Below are 20041 nucleotides of genomic sequence, written 5' to 3' on the forward strand. Positions count from 1 at the left end.
TTGCGCCTAATCACTCGTGGTCTACCAAACCCCGAATCACTGAATTGGCAGTGACCGGCGAAGACTAGCCATGCGAATTGAGCGGCGCAAGCGGTTGGGATTCTCTCGGAAACGTCCTGCAAGTTAAAGGGAAATGTCGCTGATCAGACTGTTCCTACACTTGCCAAACCTGCCCAATTCTGGGAAAACCCCAGCCTTTACGCATTCAACGAGACCCACATGAGCAACGACGAACTGCAGATCACCGACACTCGCCCGGGCACCGGCAAAGCCGTGGTCAAGGGCGCGTTGATCACCACCCAATACACCGGCACCCTGGAAGACGGCACGGTGTTCGATTCGTCCTGGGAGCGCGGCAAGCCGTTCCAGTGTGTGATCGGCACCGGGCGGGTGATCAAGGGCTGGGACCAGGGGTTGATGGGCATGCAGGTCGGCGGCGTACGCACGCTGTTTGTACCGGCGCACCTGGCCTACGGCGAGCGCTCGATGGGCGCGCATATCAAGCCCAACAGCAACTTGCGTTTTGAGATCGAGTTGCTGGAAGTGCTGACGCGGGATGATTGAAAGGAGTTGAACATGGATGTTGAGTCACAGCGGTTGCCTGGCTGCTCCACCGAGGCTATTCGGGTGGTTGAACTGCATGACAGTGATGAAGCCGAACTGCAGCGTTTTTTCGAGCAAGCGCCTGACTACTTCATCGCGGTCAACGGCGAACCCGCCACGCCAACCGAAGCGCGTGACGAATTGCGCGGCGATTTGCCTGCGGGCTGGAGCTGCAGCCGGATGTATTGGCTGGGTTACCGCGATGCGGATGATCAGCTGGTTGCCGTGGTGAACATCGCCGCAGATTTGCTCGCCACCGGGGTGTGGCACATCGGGCTGTTACTGGTGCATACGCGCTGGCATGGCACTGGGCTGGCGCGGCGGCTGCATGCGGAGCTTGAGACGTGGGCTGTCAGCAAGGGTGCCCAGTGGTTGCGATTGACGGTGGTTGTCGGCAATGCCAAGGCCGGGCGCTTCTGGCCCAAACTTGGGTATGTGCAGGTGCGCACGCGGGACGGTATTACGATGGGGCGGCAGGTGAATAGGGTGTCGATTCAGGTCAAGGCGTTGGCGGGTGGGCGGGTGAATGAATACCTGGCGTCTGTTGAGCGGGATCGGCCCGGTGCTGCGTAATCGTGAATGTTCACCGTCTCTTGTGGGAGCTGGCAAGCCAGCTCCCACATTTGAATGTTGGTAAATCCTGGAACTCGGTTCCTGAACTCATCCTGAAGCATCGGCTTGTTCCCCATCGGTAAGTTTTCCTACGGTTTACTCCCCTGACATCGGGGCGTAAACTCCGCGCGTTTTAATCAATAGCGGAGACCCTCAGTGGGTACTTGTTCAAGTGACAGTTGTCGGCCGGTTTCAGTAATCGGCACCTACTTGGCAAGGTAACGCGCATTTTTCCGATGCCGTTATCTCGCCTGAAAAAAGCGAGCAGCGGCATCCCGGCAGCGCCTGTTCTGGCACCTGCCTGAATCCCTCTCATCGACGCTGACCAGCACCGCTTTAATCGACATCACGATTAAATGTGGGGGCCGGGCTTGCCCGCACCCACAGGGTTCGTGCGCATACGGGGAGATTTCCTATGCAAGCAATCAACAACATCAACCTCAATTCCTTGGTCGATACCGTCGTCAGCCTCACTGCGGCGTTTATCCTCGGCGGCTTGATCGGTTTCGAGCGCCAGTACCGTCAACGGACGGCGGGCTTGCGCACCAATGTGCTGGTGGCGGTGGGCGCGGCGATTTTTGTCGACATGGCCAACCGCCTCGGCGGCGCTGAAGGCGCTGTGCGCGTGGTCGCGTATGTGGTCTCGGGCATCGGCTTTCTGGGGGCTGGCGTGATCATGCGCGAAGAAGGCAACGTGCGCGGGCTCAACACCGCCGCCACGCTGTGGGCATCGGCAGCAGTCGGTGCGTGTGCGGGGGCCGACCTGATCCTGGAAGCGCTGCTGGGCACGCTGTTTGTGCTGGCGGCCAACACCTTGCTGCGCCCGATCGTCAACAACATCAACCGCCAGCCGTTGGACGTGGTGTCGGCGGAGGTCACCAACATCCTCTATGTCATCGCGCGGCGCAGCCAGCAACAGGCGGTGATGGTCTTGCTGGAAGCCGAATTGGCGCGCTGCAACTACCCGGCCAGCGACGTCGATGTTCGGCCATTTGGCAGTGAAGAAGTGGAGATCGAGGCCACCCTGGTCGCGACCTCGGTTGACGGCGACGAGCTGGACGCGCTGGTTGCGCGTATTTCCACCTCGACCTTGGTGGTGCAGGCGTTCTGGAGCCCGAGCACCACGGATTAGTCGGCTGCTCGAAGGCGTCGCCACGTGCAGGATGGGGGACGCCTTGCTCGGATAAATCCTACATTTTGATGGGATTATCCCTTCGGATGAAGCGTCATTTCGTTGTTAAGGTTGCGCACTTGCAGCTAGCCGGCGGTGTTGGTTTAGCTGTAAGTGTTCAACTTTTTTCAATCGAAGGGACCAGGCACAGCCTGGCTATCGTCCTGAGTAAAGGCAGTACCGTTGGTCGGCACTGTCATTTCTCACAGGTACCTGTGTCCCACTTGATGTGTAAGGCTACTTACCTGCCATGGGATTTTTATGATCAAAGCATTGATAGTCGACGATCATCCGTTTATTCGCCAAACCGTTCGGTTCCTGCTCAAGCAAGAAGGGTTTACCGATATTGATGAGGCGGGTAACGGCGCGGATGCTGTGCAGAAGGCCAGGGAAGGGCGCCCAGACCTGATTATTCTTGACTTGGCCATCCCGAAGCTGGGCGGGCTGGAGGTGATCAGCCGGGTCAAGGCGCTGGGCCTGCCATGCAAGATGCTGGTACTGACATCGTCCCTGCCAGAGTTTTTCTCTGCTCGCTGCATGCGCGCCGGGGCCATGGGGTTTGTCGCCAAGACCGGGGAGTTGGACGAGCTGCAAAAGGCGATCAAGGCCGTGATGTCCAACTACAGCTGCTTCCCCAGCTTACCGACCAGTTCGGTGCGCCGTGATGATTTGCAGGCCTCGGAGTTGCAGTTGGTGGAATGCCTGTCGGACCGCGAGGTGGAGGTGTTACGTATGTTGGCGCTGGGCCTGGGCAATAACCAGATTGCCGAACAAATGCTGCTGAGCCACAAGACCATCAGTACTTATAAGACGCGGCTCAAGGACAAGTTGTGCATGTCGTCGGTGGTGCACATGGCCAAGTTCGCCCAGCGTAATCATCTGATCTGATTCGATATGACCCCAACCCGCATTCGACAGTTGATGATTGCCCTATTGATGGGCCTGCTGCCGATGGCGGCGCTGGCCCTGGATGAGCCTCACCCGCTGCGCTTGTTGGGGCACGCCACGCTGGATGGCAATGGTTTGTCCGTGGTGCTGAGCGAGGCGGACTGGCACTGGTTGCGCGAGCGTCGTACCTTGTTTATGGGGGTCTCGGCGCCGGACTATGCGCCTTTCGAACTGACAAATAATAACGACGAACTTGAGGGGATCACCGCCGATTACGCGCGGTTGCTCTCCCAGGCGCTGAACGTCGCCGTGGAAGTTCGGCGCTACGACACCCGTGACGAAGTGATCGAGGCGCTCAAGCAGGGCACCATTGACTTCCTCGGAACCGCCAACGGTTTTGAGGCGGGTGACCCGCAGTTGGTGCTGTCTCGTTCCTACGCCAATGATCAGCCCGTGCTGGTAACCCCTACCGCAGACACCCAGGCCTTGACGGTCGATCTGGCCGGCAAGCGCGTGGCCATGCTCTATCACTACATGCCGCCCGATGTCGTACAGGCCTTCTATCCCCAGGCGCGCTTGGAATTATTCCCGTCTATTTTCGAGGCCATCGGCGCCGTGGCGTTCGGTCGCGCCGATGTCTACCTGGGCGACGCCATCAGCACCAACTACCAGATCAGCCGCAACCACCTGAACAACGTGCAAATGGCGGATTTTTCCACGCTGGAATCCAACTCTTTCGCCTTCGCTGTTGCGCGCGACAACACCCGGTTGCTGCGCATCATCAATACAGCGCTGAGGGCGGTCCCGGCTAACGAGCAGATGGAAATATTGCGTCGTTGGAGCGGCGGCAATCTAGGCCTGCTCGGTGCTGAGCGGCTGCACTTGAGCACCAACGAGCAGCGTTGGCTGGACAAGCATCCGCGCGTCAGGGTGGTAGCGTCCGACCAGATGCTGCCTTTGGCATCCTTTAGCGCACAAGGGCAATTAGACGGCTTGAGTGCTGACGTTTTATCGCGGATCAGCCTGCGCACCGGGTTGAAGTTCGATGTTGTCCCGGGCGGATCAATGCCCCAGCAGATTGACGCGGTCAGCACCGGCAGGGCGGACATGATGGCGGTGATCACGCCGAGCGTCGAAGGCTCTGACCAAGTGCGCTTTACCCGGCCCTACCTGACCAATCCGCTGGTGCTGGTTACGCGCAATGACGACCCCGCGACGATGACCCTGGACGACATGCCAGGCAAGCGCCTTGCGATAACCGCCGGCAGTGCGCTGCGTGAGTTGATCAATCGCGACTATCCCGGTATCAACTTCGTGACGGCCAAAAACCCTACACAAGCCGTGGCGATGGTGGCCTCCGGCGCCGCCGAGGCGGCCGTCAATTCAATGATCAATGCGCGCTACCTTATCGCCTTGCAATACCGTGACACCTTGCGCGTGACCAGCACCGTCGGTTCTGAACCTGCACGCATGACATTTGGGGTCAACCGTGGCCAGCTGGAGTTGTACTCGATACTGGACAAGGCGTTGCTGAGCATCCCACCCCAGGAATTGGACGAGTTGGTCAACCAGTGGCGCACTGACGTGATCGTCGAAGACCATTGGTTGCGCCATCGCAGTGCGATCATTCAAGGGTTCGGCCTGGCGGCGCTGTTGCTGGTGGTCACTTTGGGCTGGGCTTTTTACCTGCGCAGCCTGATACGCAAACGTGCCCAGGCCGAACGTGCCTTGAGCGACCAGATGCGTTTCATGGGTGTACTGATCGACGGTACGCCGCATCCGATTTACGTGCGTGACCGCCAGGGCAGGTTGATGGCCTGCAACAGTGCTTACCTGGAGGTATTTGGTTTTACCCTCGAAGCAGTGATCGGCAAGACGGTCATACAAACCGATTCCGGCAACCCTCCACAGGCCCGGTCTTTCCATGAGGACTACCTGCAGCTGATGGCGCGTGGCGAGCCGCAGATTCATGATCGGGTACTCAAGTTGCCCAATGGCAAAGTGCTGACCATCTACCATTGGATGTTGCCCTACCGTGACGGCGACGAGAAGGTGGTGGGCATGATTGCCGGTTGGGTGGACGTGAGTGAGCGCCAGCGCCTGTTGGGTCAACTGCAGGAAGCCAAGGAAGATGCCGACGCCGCCAACCGCGCCAAGACCACCTTCCTGGCGACCATGAGTCATGAAATCCGCACGCCCATGAATGCCGTGATCGGCATGATCGAGCTGGCCCTTGCGAACGCCGAGCAGGGTCGCGCCGACCGCGATGCTCTGGAGGTGGCTTCGGTTGCGTCCCACGGGATGCTGGAGTTGATTGGCGATATTCTTGATATCGCCCGGATCGAGTCCGGGCATTTGTCCCTGGCGCTGGAGTCGGCCAACCTGCATGAACTGCTGATGTCGGTGGTGCGGGTGTTCGAGGGGCTGGCGCGTGCCAAAGGCCTGGTGTTTCAGGTAGAACTTGATCCGCTGATTGATTGCCAGGTTCTGGCCGACCCGTTGCGCTTCAAACAGGTGGTGTCCAACCTGCTGAGCAATGCCATCAAGTTTACCTCCCAGGGCCAGGTGCGCCTGGGTGCGCGCAGTTTGCCGGCCCCCGATACCGGCCAGCTGAGCCTCAGGTTATGGGTGGAAGACACCGGTATTGGCATCAGCGCTGAAGACCAGCAACGCCTGTTCAACCCGTTTATTCAGGGGAGCAACACTGAGCAGTCGGCGCGCAGCGGGTCGGGGCTGGGGCTGGTAATCAGCCGAAACCTGTGTGAAATGATGGGCGGTAATCTGCAGTTGAGCAGCGTGCTCGGCCAGGGTTCACGGGTAGACGTGATGTTGATAGTGACCCGCACGGCTGCGTTGCCGGTCGCGGTTCCAACACCTGGCCCTGTCGTGCAGCCGGCGCGCGCATTGGACATTCTGGTGGTGGATGACTACCCGGCCAACCGTTTGCTGCTGGCGCGGCAATTGAGCCACCTGGGGCATCGCATCATTACGGCCGAAGACGGCATCGAGGGCCTGGAGCTGTGGAAGACCAGGCAGCCTGACGCCGTGATCACCGATTGCAACATGCCCCTCAAGGACGGCTACACCTTGGCGCGTGATATCCGCGCGCAAGAACGTGAGCAAGGTCTGGCGCCGTGCCTGTTGCTGGGGTTCACCGCCAATGCGCAACCGGAAGAGACCGAGCGTTGTCGTCAAGCGGGCATGGACGACTGCCTGTTCAAACCTGCCGGGCTTGATGACTTGCGCTCGGCCCTGGCCTCGCTCACGGCCAGCCCGGGTGCAGTTGAAGCTGAAATGGCCTTTGATTTGAGCACGTTGATTTCGCTGACGGGCGATGATCATGCAGCGCTGAGGGAACTCTTGGTGCCGCTGGTCGACAGCCTGGAAGATGACCGCGCGCTTTTACCGAGGCTGCAACGCCAGTTCAATTTTCACGCGCTGCATGATCTCGCCCACCGTGCCAAGGGCGGGGCGCGGATGGTGAAGGCGCAGGTGTTGATCGTTTGTTGTGAAACGCTGGAGGGGGTTTGCCAACGGCAAGACCGCGCCGCACTGGGTGGGGCGGCGGAAGCGGTGGGCGAGGCGATTGGCAATCTGCGTGACGGCCTGAATGCTTATTGCAATCGGCCGTGACTGCGGTTGATCGCCATTGGGCGGTTTTGGGAGAACTCCTACGTGAAGGGGGAACAAGCCTGATTTTGTCTACGGGATATGTCTGGACAATGGGCGCTGCTCACTGACGAGCACAGCCTGCCCGGGGTTTGCCATGCCGAACAAAGCACTGACCATCCTGATTGCCGATGAACAGCACCTGCAACGCCTGTACATCGAAAAAATGCTCAACCAGTTGGGGTACTACCGGATTGTTCCGGTGCAAACCTTCGACGAAGTCCAGATCCTCACCGCCATCCCCGCTGAGCCCTTTGATGTGCTGATCATCAATGGCGGGCTGGCGGCCCATGCAAGTGGGCCACAGCCTCAGGTGCGGCATGTGCTGGTCTACGACCATCAGGACCTGGGTGCCCCCGCCGGCGCGACGCCGACGGTACGGGTGCGGTTGCCTGGCGCGCCGGACACCGTCAACCTCGAACACTTTATGGACATCATCGACCCACCGCAAGCCTCGCGCGGCCTGCGGGTGTTGCCGTGGCTGCGGGAGTTATCCGGCCGGCCTGCTACCGGGGTTTAGTCCCACTTCGGTGCGATGCCCTTGGGGCTGGTCAGGCGATGGCCACGTTCCAGGCCGGCAATCTGCGCCATGTCGGCAGGGCTCAAGCTCAGTTGCAGGGCCTTCAGGTTGCTCTCCAGGTTGGCGCGTTTGGTCGACGATGGGATCACCGCGTAGCCCAGCTGCATCGCCCACGCCAGAGTCACCTGTGCCGGGGTGGCTTGGTGGCGTTCGGCGATTTGCTGAATCACCGGGTCTTTGAGCACTTCGCCATACGCCAGGGTCATGTAGGAGGTGATCTGGATACCATGGGCGGTAGCGAAATCCACCACTTTCTGATTTTGCAGGTAGGGGTGCAGTTCGACCTGGTTGGTGGCGATGTTCTCGGCGCCAACCGCCGCAATCGCCTGCTTCATCAGCTCAATGGTGAAGTTGGAAATACCGATCTGGCGAGTCAGACCCAGGCGTTTGGCTTCCAGCAATTGGCCCATGAATTCGGCCACGGGCACCTGGTCGTCCGGCGATGGCCAGTGGATCAGGGTCAGGTCCAGGTAGTCGGTCTTGAGCTTGCGCAGGCTTTCTTTAAGGCTGGGGATCAACTGGCCTTCGGCGAAGTTGGCGATCCAGATCTTGCTGGTAATAAACAGTTCGTCACGCGGCACACCGCTGTTGGCAATGGCTTGGCCGACATCGGCTTCGTTCTCATAGATCTGCGCGGTGTCGATGACGCGGTAGCCCAGTTCCAGGCCGGTGCTCACGGAGTCGATCACCACCTGGCCTTGCAGGCGGAAAGTGCCAAGGCCGAAGGTGGGGACGTTTGGGGTAGGGATAGACATCAGTAACTCCTGAGAGGGGATAAACAATGGAGTCGAGTATCTGCCCGTCGTTCCTTCGGAAAAACCGTCGAATCCGAAAAGGACTCTTTACCAGAAGTCACGAGTGTCGCCCGCTGCAAATAAAACGCGTGCCGGTGGACGAGGTCTTCAAGTGGCCGTGAAGGCGTTCAGCGGTCGAACCAGGCGAGCAGCACCGTCACGTTGTCGCGCCCGGCGTATTGTCGCCGACGTGAAACACCAGCAGCGGCCCCATCGAGCTGTGGGCGCCATAGGCCGGTGAGCGTCGTGCCCATGCCGCTGCCTTCGCTCATATGGCGGGCCACATTCTGCTGATAGACGCACTGGTTCACTTGATCGATGGCGTTGTGCAGCCTGCTGGCGGCTTGCATGTCCGGGTCCGACCACGTGGCATCCGGGTCGGCGCCGTCGTTGATCACGTCGACACCGTGGGGGCAGGTATCGTGCAGTCAATCACCAAAAACCTGTCGTTCAAGACCGAGTACCTGTACTACGACCTGGGCCAGGACAAGCTGAACGTGGCGGTAATTCCGGGCAGCGGCGGGGCGGGTACTGGCTATGACTCCAAGTTCAAAAACGATGGGCAGATGTTGCGTGTTGGGTTGAACTGGAAGTTTGACTGACGGTGTTACGCCACCTCATGCGCAGGCGCGTGAGGCTGTTACGGGGCGCGCAGGGCGGTGGTGGTAAAACTGGCCCTGTCGCGTCTTGCGGTTTTTGCGCGATTGGAAAGTGTTCCAGCTCGTGAAGTCGAAGCGAGTGGCAGAGAGGACGTTTTCCTGGACCAGCATGATCGGCAGGGGCTGGTTCGTGTTTGTATAGTGGGTATTGAACGTGACCTCCAGTGTGTCCTTGTCCCGATAGCCGCTGAGAATAGGAAGCAGGGTGAAGGCGTGATCCATGCCCTCGGACTCAGTGGGTTCGCCGACGAACACCACAATGCCGACGTACACTTTGCGATCGCTCAAGCTGAACATGCAAGGTGCCCGCTGCTCAATGGACTCTCTCAGTAAGCGCCTGAAAGCGTTGCCTTCCAGAACACCCAACGACAGCAAGTAATGGAGTTGTTCGTCCGTTTCCAGTTTCAGCACTTTCTTTCGCAGGCGCACGTAGAGTTTTGCCCAGCCCAAAGGAATTGCCATGGCGGTAAGCCCTATCTGAAGTAGAAATACCCACAGTGCGCCGTTTTTCTCATTGGCAATGTCGAGCTGTACCAACATGGCACCTAGATAGCTGCTGTAGTCTGTTGCAATCGCATACCCCGCGACTTCGACCTTCTGCTTCGACAACGCAAGAATAATGGCACTCAGGATTGTAGCGATGATCAGGCAAACCAAGCCCAGCCTTGCAACTTGCAGGTAGAGCAGTTGCCCTTGAAAACGGTGCAGACGATGGTAGAAAAAAGGGTGTCTGATGCAGACCATGTAGCCACTGACAAGCAACGGTACAATTATCAGCAGGCCCATATGTCGTCGACCTCCATTTGCCGGGCCTGACGTATCGCGTCCTTGTAATTCTGCGATTGCGCAACCTCGGCAGCGTCGACGCCAATGCCACAATCATGGATCTTCCAGCTTTTATAGGATTTGACGGCTTTGACTCGATCCCAATCATCCGGAGTCGGTTTTCCAAACAGCAAATGCAATAAGTTCATGGCGACAACCTCGCAAAGAAGTAGCCAGTTTTATAGCAAGCGATCTGGCCTCACGACCATTGATGGCATGCCGTGCCACCGTCGTCGGTTCCTGTAGGAAACGTCTCCATTTGCTCAGACGGCCTAAAACGTCGGCGGCGTAATCACCCAGATCACCACCGTCGGCACCTTGCCTGGGTTGCCATACCGATGCGGCTCGCTGCTGGCGAAGCTGAAGCTGTCGCCCGTATCCAGCAGAAAATGCCGATCGCCCACCCACAACTCAAACTGCCCGCTCAACACGTAGCCCGCTTCCTCACCTTCATGGCTGTAGCTTTGCTGGCTGTAGGTGCCGGGCGGAAAGCTCGACTGCAGCATTTCCAGTTGATGGTTGGGCAACGGCGTGAGCAATTGGTCGACGATGCCATCTTCATAGCGGATGCTTTGCCGGTTGCCCTGGCGCACCACATAACCTTCATCCGCTTCGGCGGGAATGGTTTCACTGGCGAAAAACCACTGGATGGTCACCCCCAGGCTGCGGGCAATATTGAACAGCGCCGGAATCGACGGATACGCCAGGTTGCGTTCCAACTGGCTGAGGTAGCCGGCGGTCAACTCACTTGCCTGCGCCAGCTCGGTAAGTGTCAGCCCGAGCGCCTTGCGCAGGCCGCGAATGCGCGTGCCGAGAAACAGTTGCTGCGGTGCGTCGGTCACAGGTTCCATGCCACTTTGAGTCCTTCGTAAATCGCCTCTTCGGCGGTGCGCGGCGCCAGGCAGTCGCCGATGCGATCAAACGGCACCAACCCCGCCAGCTCAGCGCCCAGAGTGTCCACCGGCTGGTGGCCCTGGCACAACACCAGGCTGTCGATATTCTCCAGCAGCATCGGCTCGCCGCTGGCGGTATGTTGCAGGTAGACGGTGCTGTCGTCGCAGCCGTAAAGGCGGGCGTAAGGGATGATCGCAATCGCCAGGCGGTGCAGCTCTCCAGCCAGTTGGTCGCGTACGTACAACGGCAAGTTCTCCCCACAATGGGTGCCATTCACCGCCAGTTGCACCTGATGGCCGGCGCGCATCAGGCGCTCGGCAATGCCCGGGCCGATCCAGTCGCAACGCCAGTCGGCTACCACCACCGAGCGCCCCAGCGTGACCTCACCGCGCAACACTTGCCAGGCGTCCACCACTTGCAACTCACCGCCTTGCTCGAAGGCTGGCCAATAGGGCTCGGCACCGGTGGCGATGATCACGTGATCGGGTTGCTGCTGCTCCACCAGCGCACGGTCGACGCGGGTGTTGCGCACCACGCGCACACCCGCCAGCGCCATCTCACGCTGCAGGTTGGTGCTGGCGCCGCCGAACTCACTGCGCCGTGGCAGCAATTGCGCCAACAGCACCTGCCCACCCAATTGCGCGCTGGCTTCGTACAGCGTCACGTCGTGCCCACGTTGCGCGGCCACGGCCGCCGCTTTCATGCCGGCAGGCCCGCCGCCCACCACCATGATGCGCCGGCGCGTTAACGCCGGTTGCAGATTGCCGAATACCAACTCGCGCCCGGTCTCGGGATGCTGGATACAGGAAATCGGCAAGCCCTTGTGAAAGCGGCCGATACACGCCTGATTGCAGGCGATGCACGCGCGCACGTCGTCGGCGCGGCCAGCCAGGGTTTTGGCCGGCATCAACGGGTCGCAAATCAGTGCCCGGGTCATGCCGCACACGTCGGCCTGGCCTCGGGCCAGGATCAGCTCGGCCTCCTGCGGCTGGTTTATTCGCCCGGTGACAAATAGCGGAACCGACAGGCTGGCCTTGAACGTCGCCGCCTCATCCGCAAGGTACGCCGCCGCGATGGCCATGGGCGGCACGATATGGATCGCGCCGCCCAGAGAGGCCGAGGTGCCGGCGACGATGTGTACAAAATCCAGCTGCGTTTGCAGGCTTTGCACCGCCTCCAGGGATTCGCTCTCGGTTAGGCCTTCACTGTCGCGCTCATCGGCAGAGATGCGCAGGCCGATGATGAAATGCTCGTCGGTCGCCGCCCGCACCGCCGCCATAATTTCGCGCAAAAACCTCAGCCGTTGCTCAAGCGAACCGTTGTACCCATCGGTGCGCCGATTAACCCGTGGGTTGAGAAACTGCGCCGGCAAATACCCATGGCTGGCGACCACTTCCACCCCGTCAATTCCCGCTTGATACAAGCGCCTGGCCGCCGCGGCATAACCGGCGACGATCTCATCGATCATCGCCTGTTCCAGCGCCCGTGGCATCACCCGAAAGCGCTCGTTGGGCACCCCCGACGCCGAGTACGCGACCGCCAGCAAGCCGTCTGCCGACTCCATGATTTCCCGCCCCGGATGAAAGATCTGCGACAGCACCATGGTGCCGTGGGCGTGGCAGACCTCGGCCAATTCGCGATAGCCATCGATGCAGGCATCGTCGGTGGCCATCAGCACATGCGAGGTGTAGCGCGCACTGTCATGCACCCCGGCCACCTGCAACACAATCAGCCCCACACCGCCTTCGGCCCGCGCACGGTGGTAGGCGATCAACTGCGCGTTAACTTGATTGTCGGTGGGCATCGAGGTGTCATGCCCGCTGGACATGATGCGGTTTTTCAGGCGTTTGCCGCGCAGTTGCAACGGCTCGAACAGGTGGGGAAAGGCTGCGTGCGACATGGTGCGGATACTCCAGGCGCCGTTATTGTTATTTCTCTATAGGAGGTGAGCGCCAGTAAAAAATCAACTTGTTTTTTTACTGGTGACTGGATTAGCGTCGCCCTCAACCACCCCGCGCCTGGAGAATAAAAATGACTTACTGCGCCGAACCCGCCCAAGAAAAACACCTGCGCGAAGAGCTTGCCGCGTGCTACCGCCTGATCGCGCACTACCGCATGAGCGACCTGATCTTCACGCATATTTCGGTGCGTATTCCCGGGCCTGAGCACCACTTCCTGATCAACCCCTACGGGTTGATGTTCGATGAAATCACCGCCTCCAGCCTGGTCAAGATCGGCCTGGATGGCCGCGCGGTGGAGCCTTCCCCTTACGCCGTCAACCCGGCCGGGTTTGTCATCCACAGCGCGATCCATGCTGCGCGCGAAGATGCCCAGTGCGTGCTGCATACCCACACCCGCGCGGGCTGCGCGGTGGCGGCGCTGGAGTGCGGGTTGTTGCCGGTCAACCAGATCTCGATGGAGTTCTACGGCAAGGTCGCGTACCACGATTACGAAGGCGTCGCCCTGAATATGGCCGAGCAGCGCCGCTTGGTGCATGACCTGGGCAACAAGACGGTGCTGATGCTGCGCAACCACGGTCTGCTGACGCTGGGCGAGACGGTCAGCCAGGCGTTCCTGCGCATGTACTATCTGGAGAAAGCCTGCGATATCCAGATCGCGGCCCAAGCCTGCGGCCCATTGATCTTGCCGCCGGCCGAGGTCTGCGCCTACACCGAACAGCAATTCAACAACCCAGGCCGAACGCTGGAGCAGGGCGAGCTGGCCGACCCGGACGCCATGCAGTTGGCGTGGGCGGCGTTGCTGCGGATGCTGGATCGGGTGTCGCCCGGTTACCGCGACTGATGTAGAGTCGTGCGGCCGACTCAACGAGGACACCGCCCCATGACCCAGGAATCCCGCTTCTCCCGCATGGAGCCGCAATTGCGCAAGGCCAACCTGGTGCAGGCCACGCTCACGTGCCTCAAGCGCGATGGTTTCCAGGGCGCTTCGATTCGCAAGATCAGCGCCGAGGCCGGGGTGTCGGTCGGGCTGATCAGCCATCACTATTCGGGCAAGGATGAGCTGGTGGCCGAGGCTTATCGCACGATCACCGCCCAAGTCATGAGCCTGCTGCGCGAGACCATGGCCGAGGCGCCACCAGAGCCTCGCGAGCGGCTGTCGGCGTTGTTCCGGGGTTCGTTTTCCGCTGAGTTGCTCGACCCGCAACTGCTCGATGCGTGGCTGGTGTTCTGGGGCGCGGTGAAAACCGCGCCTGCGATCAACCAGGCCCACGAACATTCCTACGGTGAGTACCGCACCATCATGCGTTCCGCCCTGAGCGATATGGCCAGGGAAGAGGGCTGGGAGCGGTTCGACGCCGACCTCGCAGCCATCGGCTTGAGCGCCTTGCTTGATGGGCTGTGGCTGGAGTCGGGGCTCAACCCTGGCACCTTCACGCCGGAGCAGGGCATTCAGATCTGCGAAGCCTGGGTCGATGGCCTGCAGAGCGGCGGTCGCCAGCGTTATCTGCTCAAACCCTGAGCTTTTCTTGCCGCCTGAACGCAAGGTTCAGGCCGGTATTTCCGTTCTGAAAATATTTGCAGTTTGCCGATTGCCTCCTTGCTGAACACTCGTTTAGTATCTCGCCATGTCGCACCCCTCAAGCCAATTAAAATAATTCGAGGAAGCCATGACTACCGATTCGCCCGTGCTCACCGATGTGCAAGCAGGCGTTGCCTGGATCACCCTCAACCGTGGCCCGCAGCGCAATGCACTGGACATTCCGACCCTCAAGCACCTGCATGCCTTGCTCGACGCTTTCAACCGCGACCCCGCCGTGCGCGCCGTGGTGTTGACCGGTAGCGGCCGCAGCTTCTGCGCCGGCGCCGACCTGGCCGAGTGGGCTGAAGCCGAATCGCGTGGCGCCCTCGAAACCTATGGCTGGACCGAAACCGCCCACGCCCTGATGACCTGCTTGCACGCCCTCGACAAACCCACGATTGCCGCGATCAACGGCACTGCCGTCGGCGCCGGCATGGACCTGACGCTGTGCTGCGACCTGCGCATTGCCGCCCAGTCGGCACGCTTCAAGGCCGGCTACACCAGCATGGCCTACTCGCCGGACGCCGGCGCCAGCTGGCACTTGCCGCGCCTGATCGGCAGCGAACAGGCCAAGCGCCTGCTGTTTCTTGATGAGCTGTGGAGTGCCGACCGCGCACTGGCCGCCGGCCTGGTGGGCGAAGTGGTCGCCGATGAGCAACTGCACGCCCACACCACGGCACTGGCCACGCGCCTGGCCAACGGGCCGACCTTCGCCTTTGCCCAGACCAAAACCCTGATCCGCGAAGGCGCCGCCCGCAGCCTGCCCGAGCAACTGCAGGCCGAACTGGCGGCTGGCCTGCTGTGTGGGCGCAGCGTCGACGGCGCCGAAGCCTTGCGCGCGTCCATGCAAAAGCGCTCACCGAATTTCTGCGGCCAATAACAACAACACCCCCGAGCAGGTAGCGCCATGAATTTCCAACTCAGCCAAGAACAAGACATGTTGGTGGACGCGGTACGCAGTTTTGTCGCCAAGGAATTACTGCCCCACGAAGAGGCGGTGGACCGTGCCGACGAGGTCTCGCCCGAGCTTGCCGCGCAGATCCGTGACAAGGCGATCACTGCCGGTTTCTATGCCTTCAACATGCCGGAAGAGGTGGGCGGTGGCGGCCTGGATTACCTGTCCCAGGCGCTGATCGAGCGGGAGCTGTCGAAGGTCTCGTGGGCGCTGCATGTGTTCGTTGCACGGCCGTCGAAAATCCTCATGGCCTGCACCGGCGCGCAAATCGAGGACTATTTGTTGCCGTGCGTGCAGGGCCAGAAAATCGACTGCTTTGCCCTGACCGAACCCGGCGCCGGCTCCGACGCCAATGCGATCAAGACCCGCGCCGTGCGCGACGGCGACGACTTCGTGATCAACGGCAGCAAGCACTTTATCAGCCATGCGGGGCACGCCGATTTCGCCATCGTGTTTGCCGTCACCGACACCTACGAACACAACGGTCGCCAGCGCAACGCGGTGACCTCATTCCTGGTCGATCGCGGCACGCCTGGCATGACCATCCGCCGTGGCCCCAAATGCGTGAGCAACCGCGGCTATCACACCTATGAAATGTTCTTCGACGACTGCCGCGTGCCCGCGTCCAAGGTGCTCGGCGAAGTGGGCAAAGGCTGGGATGTCGCCAATGCCTGGCTCACCGCCGGGCGCGTGATGGTCGCCGCCAACTGCGTCGGCCAGGCCCAGCGCGCGCTGGATGTGTCGCTGCAATGGGCGGCCGACCGCAAGCAGTTCGGCCAGCCCATCGGCACCTACCAAGGCGTGAGTTTCAAGCTGGCCGACATGGCCACGCAGATTCGCGCCGCCGAGCTGCTGACCCTGCACACTGCCTGGAAGATGGACCAGGGCAGCATGACCGACGGCGAGGCCGGCATGGCCAAGCTGTTTGCCAGCGAAACCCTGGGCAAAGTTGCCGATGAAGCCGTGCAGATTTTCGGCGGCATGGGCTTGATGGACGAAGGCCCGGTGGAGCGCATCTGGCGCAACGCACGGATCGAGCGGATCTGGGAAGGCACCTCGGAAATCCAGCGCCATATCATCGCCCGTGAACTGTTGCGGCCGCTGTTGCGCTGATCGGCGCGGAGAACGCTTATGTCCCAGGCTATTCGCGACAACCTCAAGCGCCTGCTGGCGCCCCGGCACCTGGCATTCGTGGGTGGGCGCAGCATGGCCCGCGCGCTCAAGCGCTGCGCCGACGGCGGCTTTACCGGGCCGATGTGGCTGGTCAACCCGCAGCATGACAACCTCGACGGCGTCCCGTGTGTACGCCGCGTCGCCGATCTGCCGTGCGGCCCGGACGCGGTATTTATTGCCACCAACCGTGAATTGACACTCACCTGCGTGGCCGAACTGGCCGCCATCGGCACCGGCGGCGCGATTTGCTACGCCTCGGGGTTTGCCGAAACCGGTGCGGCCGGTGTGGCGTTGCAACAGCAATTGCTGACGGCGGCAGGCGACATGGCGTTACTCGGCCCCAATTGCTATGGCCTGCTGGACTATCTGCACAGCGCGGCGCTGTGGCCGGTGGCCCATGGCGGCAAGGCGGTGGAGAAGGGCGTGGCGGTGCTGACCCAGAGCGGCAACTTCGCCTATAACCTGTCGATGAGCGACCGCTCGTTGCCGGTTGCCTACATGGCTTCGGTGGGCAACCAGGCGCAACTGGGCGTTGCCGAATTGATGGATGTGTTGCTCGATGAGCCGCGCGTTACCGCCATCGGCCTGCACTTGGAGGGCCTGAAGAATGTGCCGGGCTTTGCCCGCGCGGCGCACAAAGCCCTGGAAAAAGGCATTCCGATTATTGCGCTGAAAACCGGCGTGTCGCAGATCGGTGCCGAGCTGGCGCTGAGTCACACCAGTTCGCTCTCGGGCTCGGATGCGCTCTACGACAGCCTGTTTGCACGCTTGGGGGTGATCCGCGTCAGCGGCCCGGTGAGTTTCGTCGAAACCTTGAAAGCTGCGGCCTGCGGCAATCTCCCTGCGGGTAAAAGCCTGATCGCCCTGGCCTGCTCGGGCGGTGATGCAGGGCTGATTGCCGACTACGCCGAGCGTAACCAACTGGCCCTGCCGAAACTGGATGAAGACCAGCGCGGTGAGCTGGCGCAGGTGCTGCCCAGCTACGCCAACCTGGTCAACCCGCTGGATTTCACCACGGCCATCTGGGGCGACCGCGAAGCGCTCAACCGCATGCTCGATACGGCCCTGCGCACCCAGGCCGATGCAGCCATGTTGGTGCTGGATTACCCGGCTGAATGTACCGGCGAACGCAAGGAGTGTGACTTGCTGCTGGAGCTGTTCTGCGCGGCGCTCAGCCGCCATGGCAAGACCGGCTTCGTCACCTCGGCGTTCCCTGAGCTGTTACCGGCGCATGCCCGTGAGCGGCTGCATGCGCATGGCATCGCCGCGTTGCAAGGCGTGGAAGATGCGCTCGCGGCGTGGGGGCGGATTGCCGACTACGCAAACCAGCGTCGCGTGTTGCTCGAACGCGGTGAATCGGCCCTCGAACCGCTGTGCCCGCAAGCCCTCGACGGCCACGGCCAGGCCCTGGATGAGTGGGCGTCCAAACAAGCCTTGCGTGCCTATGGCCTGAATACGCCAGCTGCGGTGTTGAGTACGCCGGGGCGGGCGATTGCCGACGCAAAGCTGCTGGGCTACCCGTTGGTGCTCAAGGCCGTCAGTGCCGATTTGCCGCATAAAACCGAAGCCGGTGCCGTGGCCTTGAACCTGCAGGATGGCTTCGCCCTGACTGCCGCGCTTGAGCATATGCGCCGGCAAATCGCGGTGTACGCGCCCGGTGTAGTCTTCGATCAATTACTGCTGGAAACCATGGCTGCGCCGCCCTTGGCCGAGCTGATCGTGGGCATCAAGCGTGAAAACGACTTTGGCCTGGCCTTGGTGATCGGCGCCGGCGGCATCCTCGTGGAATTGCTCAAGGACAGTCGCAGCCTGCTGCTGCCGACCACCGACGATGCGATTCGCAACGCCTTGCTCAGCCTGCGCAGCGCCGCCTTGTTGCAAGGTTTTCGCGGGCGTGAAGTGGCGGACATGGACGCGCTGGTCGCGGCGATCCGCGCCGTGGCCGACTACGCCTGCGCCCATGCCGGGCAGTTGCTGGAACTGGATGTGAACCCACTATTGGTCAATGCCCGCAGCGCCACGGCGGTTGATGCATTGATTCGCCTAGGAGATGGCCATGCACGATAAAACAATGACCGGCGGCCAGGCGTTGGTACGGCTGCTGGCCAACTATGGCGTCGACACGGTGTTCGGCATTCCCGGCGTGCACACCCTGGAGCTGTATCGCGGCTTGCCCGGCAGCGGCATTCGCCATGTGCTCACGCGCCACGAACAGGGCGCCGGGTTTATGGCCGACGGTTATGCGCGGGTCAGCGGCAAACCGGGCGTGTGCTTTGTGATCACCGGCCCCGGCGTGACCAATGTCGCCACCGCCATCGGCCAGGCGTATGCCGACTCGATCCCGATGCTGGTGATCTCCAGCGTCAATCACCTTGCCAGCCTCGGAATGGGCTGGGGCATCCTGCATGAAACGCAGGACCAGCGCTCGATCACGGCGCCCATCACCGCGTTTTCGGCAGTGGCCTTGAGCGCCGAGGATTTGCCCGAGCTGGTCGCCCGTGCCTACGCGGTGTTCGACAGCGAGCGGCCACGGCCGGTGCATATCTCCGTGCCGCTGGATGTGTTGGCGGCCCCGATTGAGTGGGACTGGAGCAATGAGGTAGTGCGCGGTGCCGGGCGCGGCTTGCCAGCGGCCGAGGTGCTGGACCAGGCCGCGGCCAAACTCGCCTCGGCCAAGCGCCCGATGATCATTGCCGGTGGCGGCGCGCTGGCGGCGGGGGAGGCCTTGCAGCGGTTGAGCACGCAATTGGCGGCGCCATTTTTCACCAGCGTGGCGGGCAAGGGTTTATTGCCGTTCAATGACCCGCTGAATGCCGGTTCAACCCTGTGCGTCGAACCCGGCTGGCAGCTGATCAGCGAAGCCGATGTGGTGCTGGCGGTTGGCACGGAAATGGCCGACACCGATTACTGGCGCGAGCGCTTGCCCATCACCGGTGAGCTGCTGCGCGTGGATATCGACCCACGCAAATTCAATGATTTTTACCCGTGCACGCTGGCGCTGCACGGCGATGCCAACAGGACCGTGCTGGCGTTGCTGGAGCGCTTGCCGACGGCGCCGCGAGACGCTGAAGCGGCAATCAATAAAGTCACCAGATTGCTCCAGGCCGTTGAGCTGGGGCACGGCCCGCTGCAGTCGATCCACCAAGCCATTCTCGACCGCATCGAGGCGGAACTGCCCGCCAACGCCTGTATCAGCAGTGACATGACCCAGCTGGCCTACACCGGCAACTATGCCTACCGCAGCCGCGCCCCGCGTAGCTGGCTGCACCCCACCGGCTACGGCACTTTGGGCTATGGCTTGCCCGCCGGTATCGGCGCCAAGTTCGGTGCGCCGTTGCGGCCGGGCCTGGTGCTGGTGGGCGATGGCGGTTTCCTCTACACCGCCCAGGAGTTGGCCACCGCTGTTGAAGAGTTGGACAGCCCGCTGGTGGTGCTGCTGTGGAACAACGACGCCCTCGGGCAAATCCGCGACGACATGCTGGGCCTCGATATCGAGCCCATCGGTGTGCTGCCGCGCAACCCGGATTTCGCGCTCTTCGCCAAGGCGTTCGGATGCACCGTGAACCAGCCAAAAAACCTGGATGAATTGCAAACGGACTTGCGCAACGGCTTCAAACGCAATGGCGTGACCTTGATCGAGTTGAAACATGCCTATGCCTGTTGACCTTTAGAGGAGCA

General features: G+C 61.4%; 19 protein-coding genes. 13 read left to right on the forward strand and 6 right to left on the reverse strand.

Features of this window, described 5'->3' with window-relative positions:
* Positions 1 to 219: 219 nt before the first annotated feature.
* The 6 genes from HX783_RS17130 to HX783_RS17155 all read left to right on the forward strand — a co-directional run bounded on the left by HX783_RS17130 (position 220) and on the right by HX783_RS17155 (position 7463).
* Positions 220 to 564, forward strand: coding sequence for an FKBP-type peptidyl-prolyl cis-trans isomerase (locus tag HX783_RS17130; protein ID WP_159955321.1), 345 nt, complete (start codon positions 220 to 222; stop codon positions 562 to 564).
* A gap of 12 nt (positions 565 to 576) precedes the next feature.
* Positions 577 to 1176, forward strand: a complete 600-nt coding sequence (locus HX783_RS17135) for a GNAT family N-acetyltransferase (RefSeq protein ID WP_177017667.1) — start codon at positions 577 to 579, stop codon at positions 1174 to 1176.
* A 454-nt stretch (positions 1177 to 1630) separates the two neighbouring features.
* The gene (locus tag HX783_RS17140; protein ID WP_159955324.1) at positions 1631 to 2347 is read left to right on the forward strand and encodes an MgtC/SapB family protein; all 717 of its coding nucleotides are present in this window, start codon (positions 1631 to 1633) and stop codon (positions 2345 to 2347) included.
* Positions 2348 to 2647: 300 nt separating this feature from the next.
* On the forward strand, positions 2648 to 3274 hold the full coding sequence (locus HX783_RS17145) for a response regulator transcription factor (RefSeq protein ID WP_159955326.1): 627 nt from the start codon (positions 2648 to 2650) through the stop codon (positions 3272 to 3274).
* 6 nt (positions 3275 to 3280) lie between these two features.
* On the forward strand, positions 3281 to 6907 hold the full coding sequence (locus tag HX783_RS17150) for a transporter substrate-binding domain-containing protein (RefSeq protein ID WP_177017668.1): 3627 nt from the start codon (positions 3281 to 3283) through the stop codon (positions 6905 to 6907).
* A 133-nt stretch (positions 6908 to 7040) separates the two neighbouring features.
* Entirely contained in the window at positions 7041 to 7463 is a 423-nt protein-coding gene (locus tag HX783_RS17155; RefSeq protein ID WP_159955330.1) for a chemotaxis protein CheY, read from the forward strand.
* On the opposite strand, the gene dkgB is transcribed toward HX783_RS17155, so the two are convergent.
* Entirely contained in the window at positions 7460 to 8278 is an 819-nt protein-coding gene (gene dkgB, locus HX783_RS17160; RefSeq protein ID WP_177017669.1) for a 2,5-didehydrogluconate reductase DkgB, read from the reverse strand. The genes HX783_RS17155 and dkgB overlap by 4 nt on opposite strands.
* Before the next feature lie 167 nt (positions 8279 to 8445).
* Positions 8446 to 8715 carry a hypothetical protein gene (locus HX783_RS17165; RefSeq protein ID WP_256347200.1) on the reverse strand — a complete coding sequence of 90 codons (270 nt, stop codon included), beginning with the start codon at positions 8713 to 8715 and terminating at the stop codon, positions 8446 to 8448.
* A 24-nt stretch (positions 8716 to 8739) separates the two neighbouring features.
* Here HX783_RS17165 and HX783_RS17170 point away from each other — a divergent pair, with 24 nt between their 5' ends.
* A complete protein-coding gene (locus HX783_RS17170) occupies positions 8740 to 8919 on the forward strand; it encodes an outer membrane protein (protein ID WP_256347201.1) in 180 nt (59 codons plus the stop codon).
* 15 nt (positions 8920 to 8934) lie between these two features.
* Here HX783_RS17170 and HX783_RS17175 read toward each other — a convergent pair whose 3' ends face one another.
* The 4 genes from HX783_RS17175 to HX783_RS17190 all read right to left on the reverse strand — a co-directional run bounded on the left by HX783_RS17175 (position 8935) and on the right by HX783_RS17190 (position 12595).
* Positions 8935 to 9762 (reverse strand): hypothetical protein, encoded by an 828-nt coding sequence (locus HX783_RS17175; protein WP_177017670.1) that lies wholly within the window; start codon positions 9760 to 9762, stop codon positions 8935 to 8937.
* Entirely contained in the window at positions 9750 to 9950 is a 201-nt protein-coding gene (locus tag HX783_RS17180; protein WP_177017671.1) for a hypothetical protein, read from the reverse strand. The genes HX783_RS17175 and HX783_RS17180 overlap by 13 nt, the downstream gene beginning before the upstream one ends.
* A 123-nt stretch (positions 9951 to 10073) precedes the next feature.
* A complete protein-coding gene (locus HX783_RS17185; RefSeq protein WP_177017672.1) occupies positions 10074 to 10652 on the reverse strand; it encodes a cupin domain-containing protein in 579 nt (192 codons plus the stop codon).
* Entirely contained in the window at positions 10640 to 12595 is a 1956-nt protein-coding gene (locus tag HX783_RS17190) for an FAD-dependent oxidoreductase (RefSeq protein WP_177017673.1), read from the reverse strand. The genes HX783_RS17185 and HX783_RS17190 overlap by 13 nt, the downstream gene beginning before the upstream one ends.
* A 131-nt stretch (positions 12596 to 12726) precedes the next feature.
* Between HX783_RS17190 and HX783_RS17195 the strand changes: the two genes are divergently transcribed.
* The 6 genes from HX783_RS17195 (at position 12727) to HX783_RS17220 (ending at position 20027) form a co-directional block, all read left to right on the forward strand.
* Positions 12727 to 13497: a class II aldolase/adducin family protein gene (locus HX783_RS17195; protein WP_177017674.1), complete on the forward strand. Its 771-nt coding sequence runs from the start codon at positions 12727 to 12729 to the stop codon at positions 13495 to 13497.
* Positions 13498 to 13536: 39 nt separating this feature from the next.
* The gene (locus HX783_RS17200) at positions 13537 to 14175 is read left to right on the forward strand and encodes a TetR family transcriptional regulator C-terminal domain-containing protein (RefSeq protein WP_159955344.1); all 639 of its coding nucleotides are present in this window, start codon (positions 13537 to 13539) and stop codon (positions 14173 to 14175) included.
* Positions 14176 to 14323: 148 nt separating this feature from the next.
* On the forward strand, positions 14324 to 15115 hold the full coding sequence (locus HX783_RS17205; protein ID WP_177017675.1) for an enoyl-CoA hydratase/isomerase family protein: 792 nt from the start codon (positions 14324 to 14326) through the stop codon (positions 15113 to 15115).
* A gap of 27 nt (positions 15116 to 15142) precedes the next feature.
* Positions 15143 to 16303, forward strand: a complete 1161-nt coding sequence (locus tag HX783_RS17210; RefSeq protein ID WP_159955348.1) for an acyl-CoA dehydrogenase family protein — start codon at positions 15143 to 15145, stop codon at positions 16301 to 16303.
* Between the two features lie 18 nt (positions 16304 to 16321).
* On the forward strand, positions 16322 to 18430 hold the full coding sequence (locus tag HX783_RS17215; protein ID WP_177017676.1) for an acetate--CoA ligase family protein: 2109 nt from the start codon (positions 16322 to 16324) through the stop codon (positions 18428 to 18430).
* Positions 18420 to 20027, forward strand: coding sequence for a 5-guanidino-2-oxopentanoate decarboxylase (locus HX783_RS17220; RefSeq protein ID WP_177017677.1), 1608 nt, complete (start codon positions 18420 to 18422; stop codon positions 20025 to 20027). The genes HX783_RS17215 and HX783_RS17220 overlap by 11 nt, the downstream gene beginning before the upstream one ends.
* Positions 20028 to 20041 lie beyond the last annotated feature (14 nt).

The sequence above is a fragment of the Pseudomonas sp. D2002 genome (assembly GCF_013385735.1).
GTDB lineage: Bacteria > Pseudomonadota > Gammaproteobacteria > Pseudomonadales > Pseudomonadaceae > Aquipseudomonas.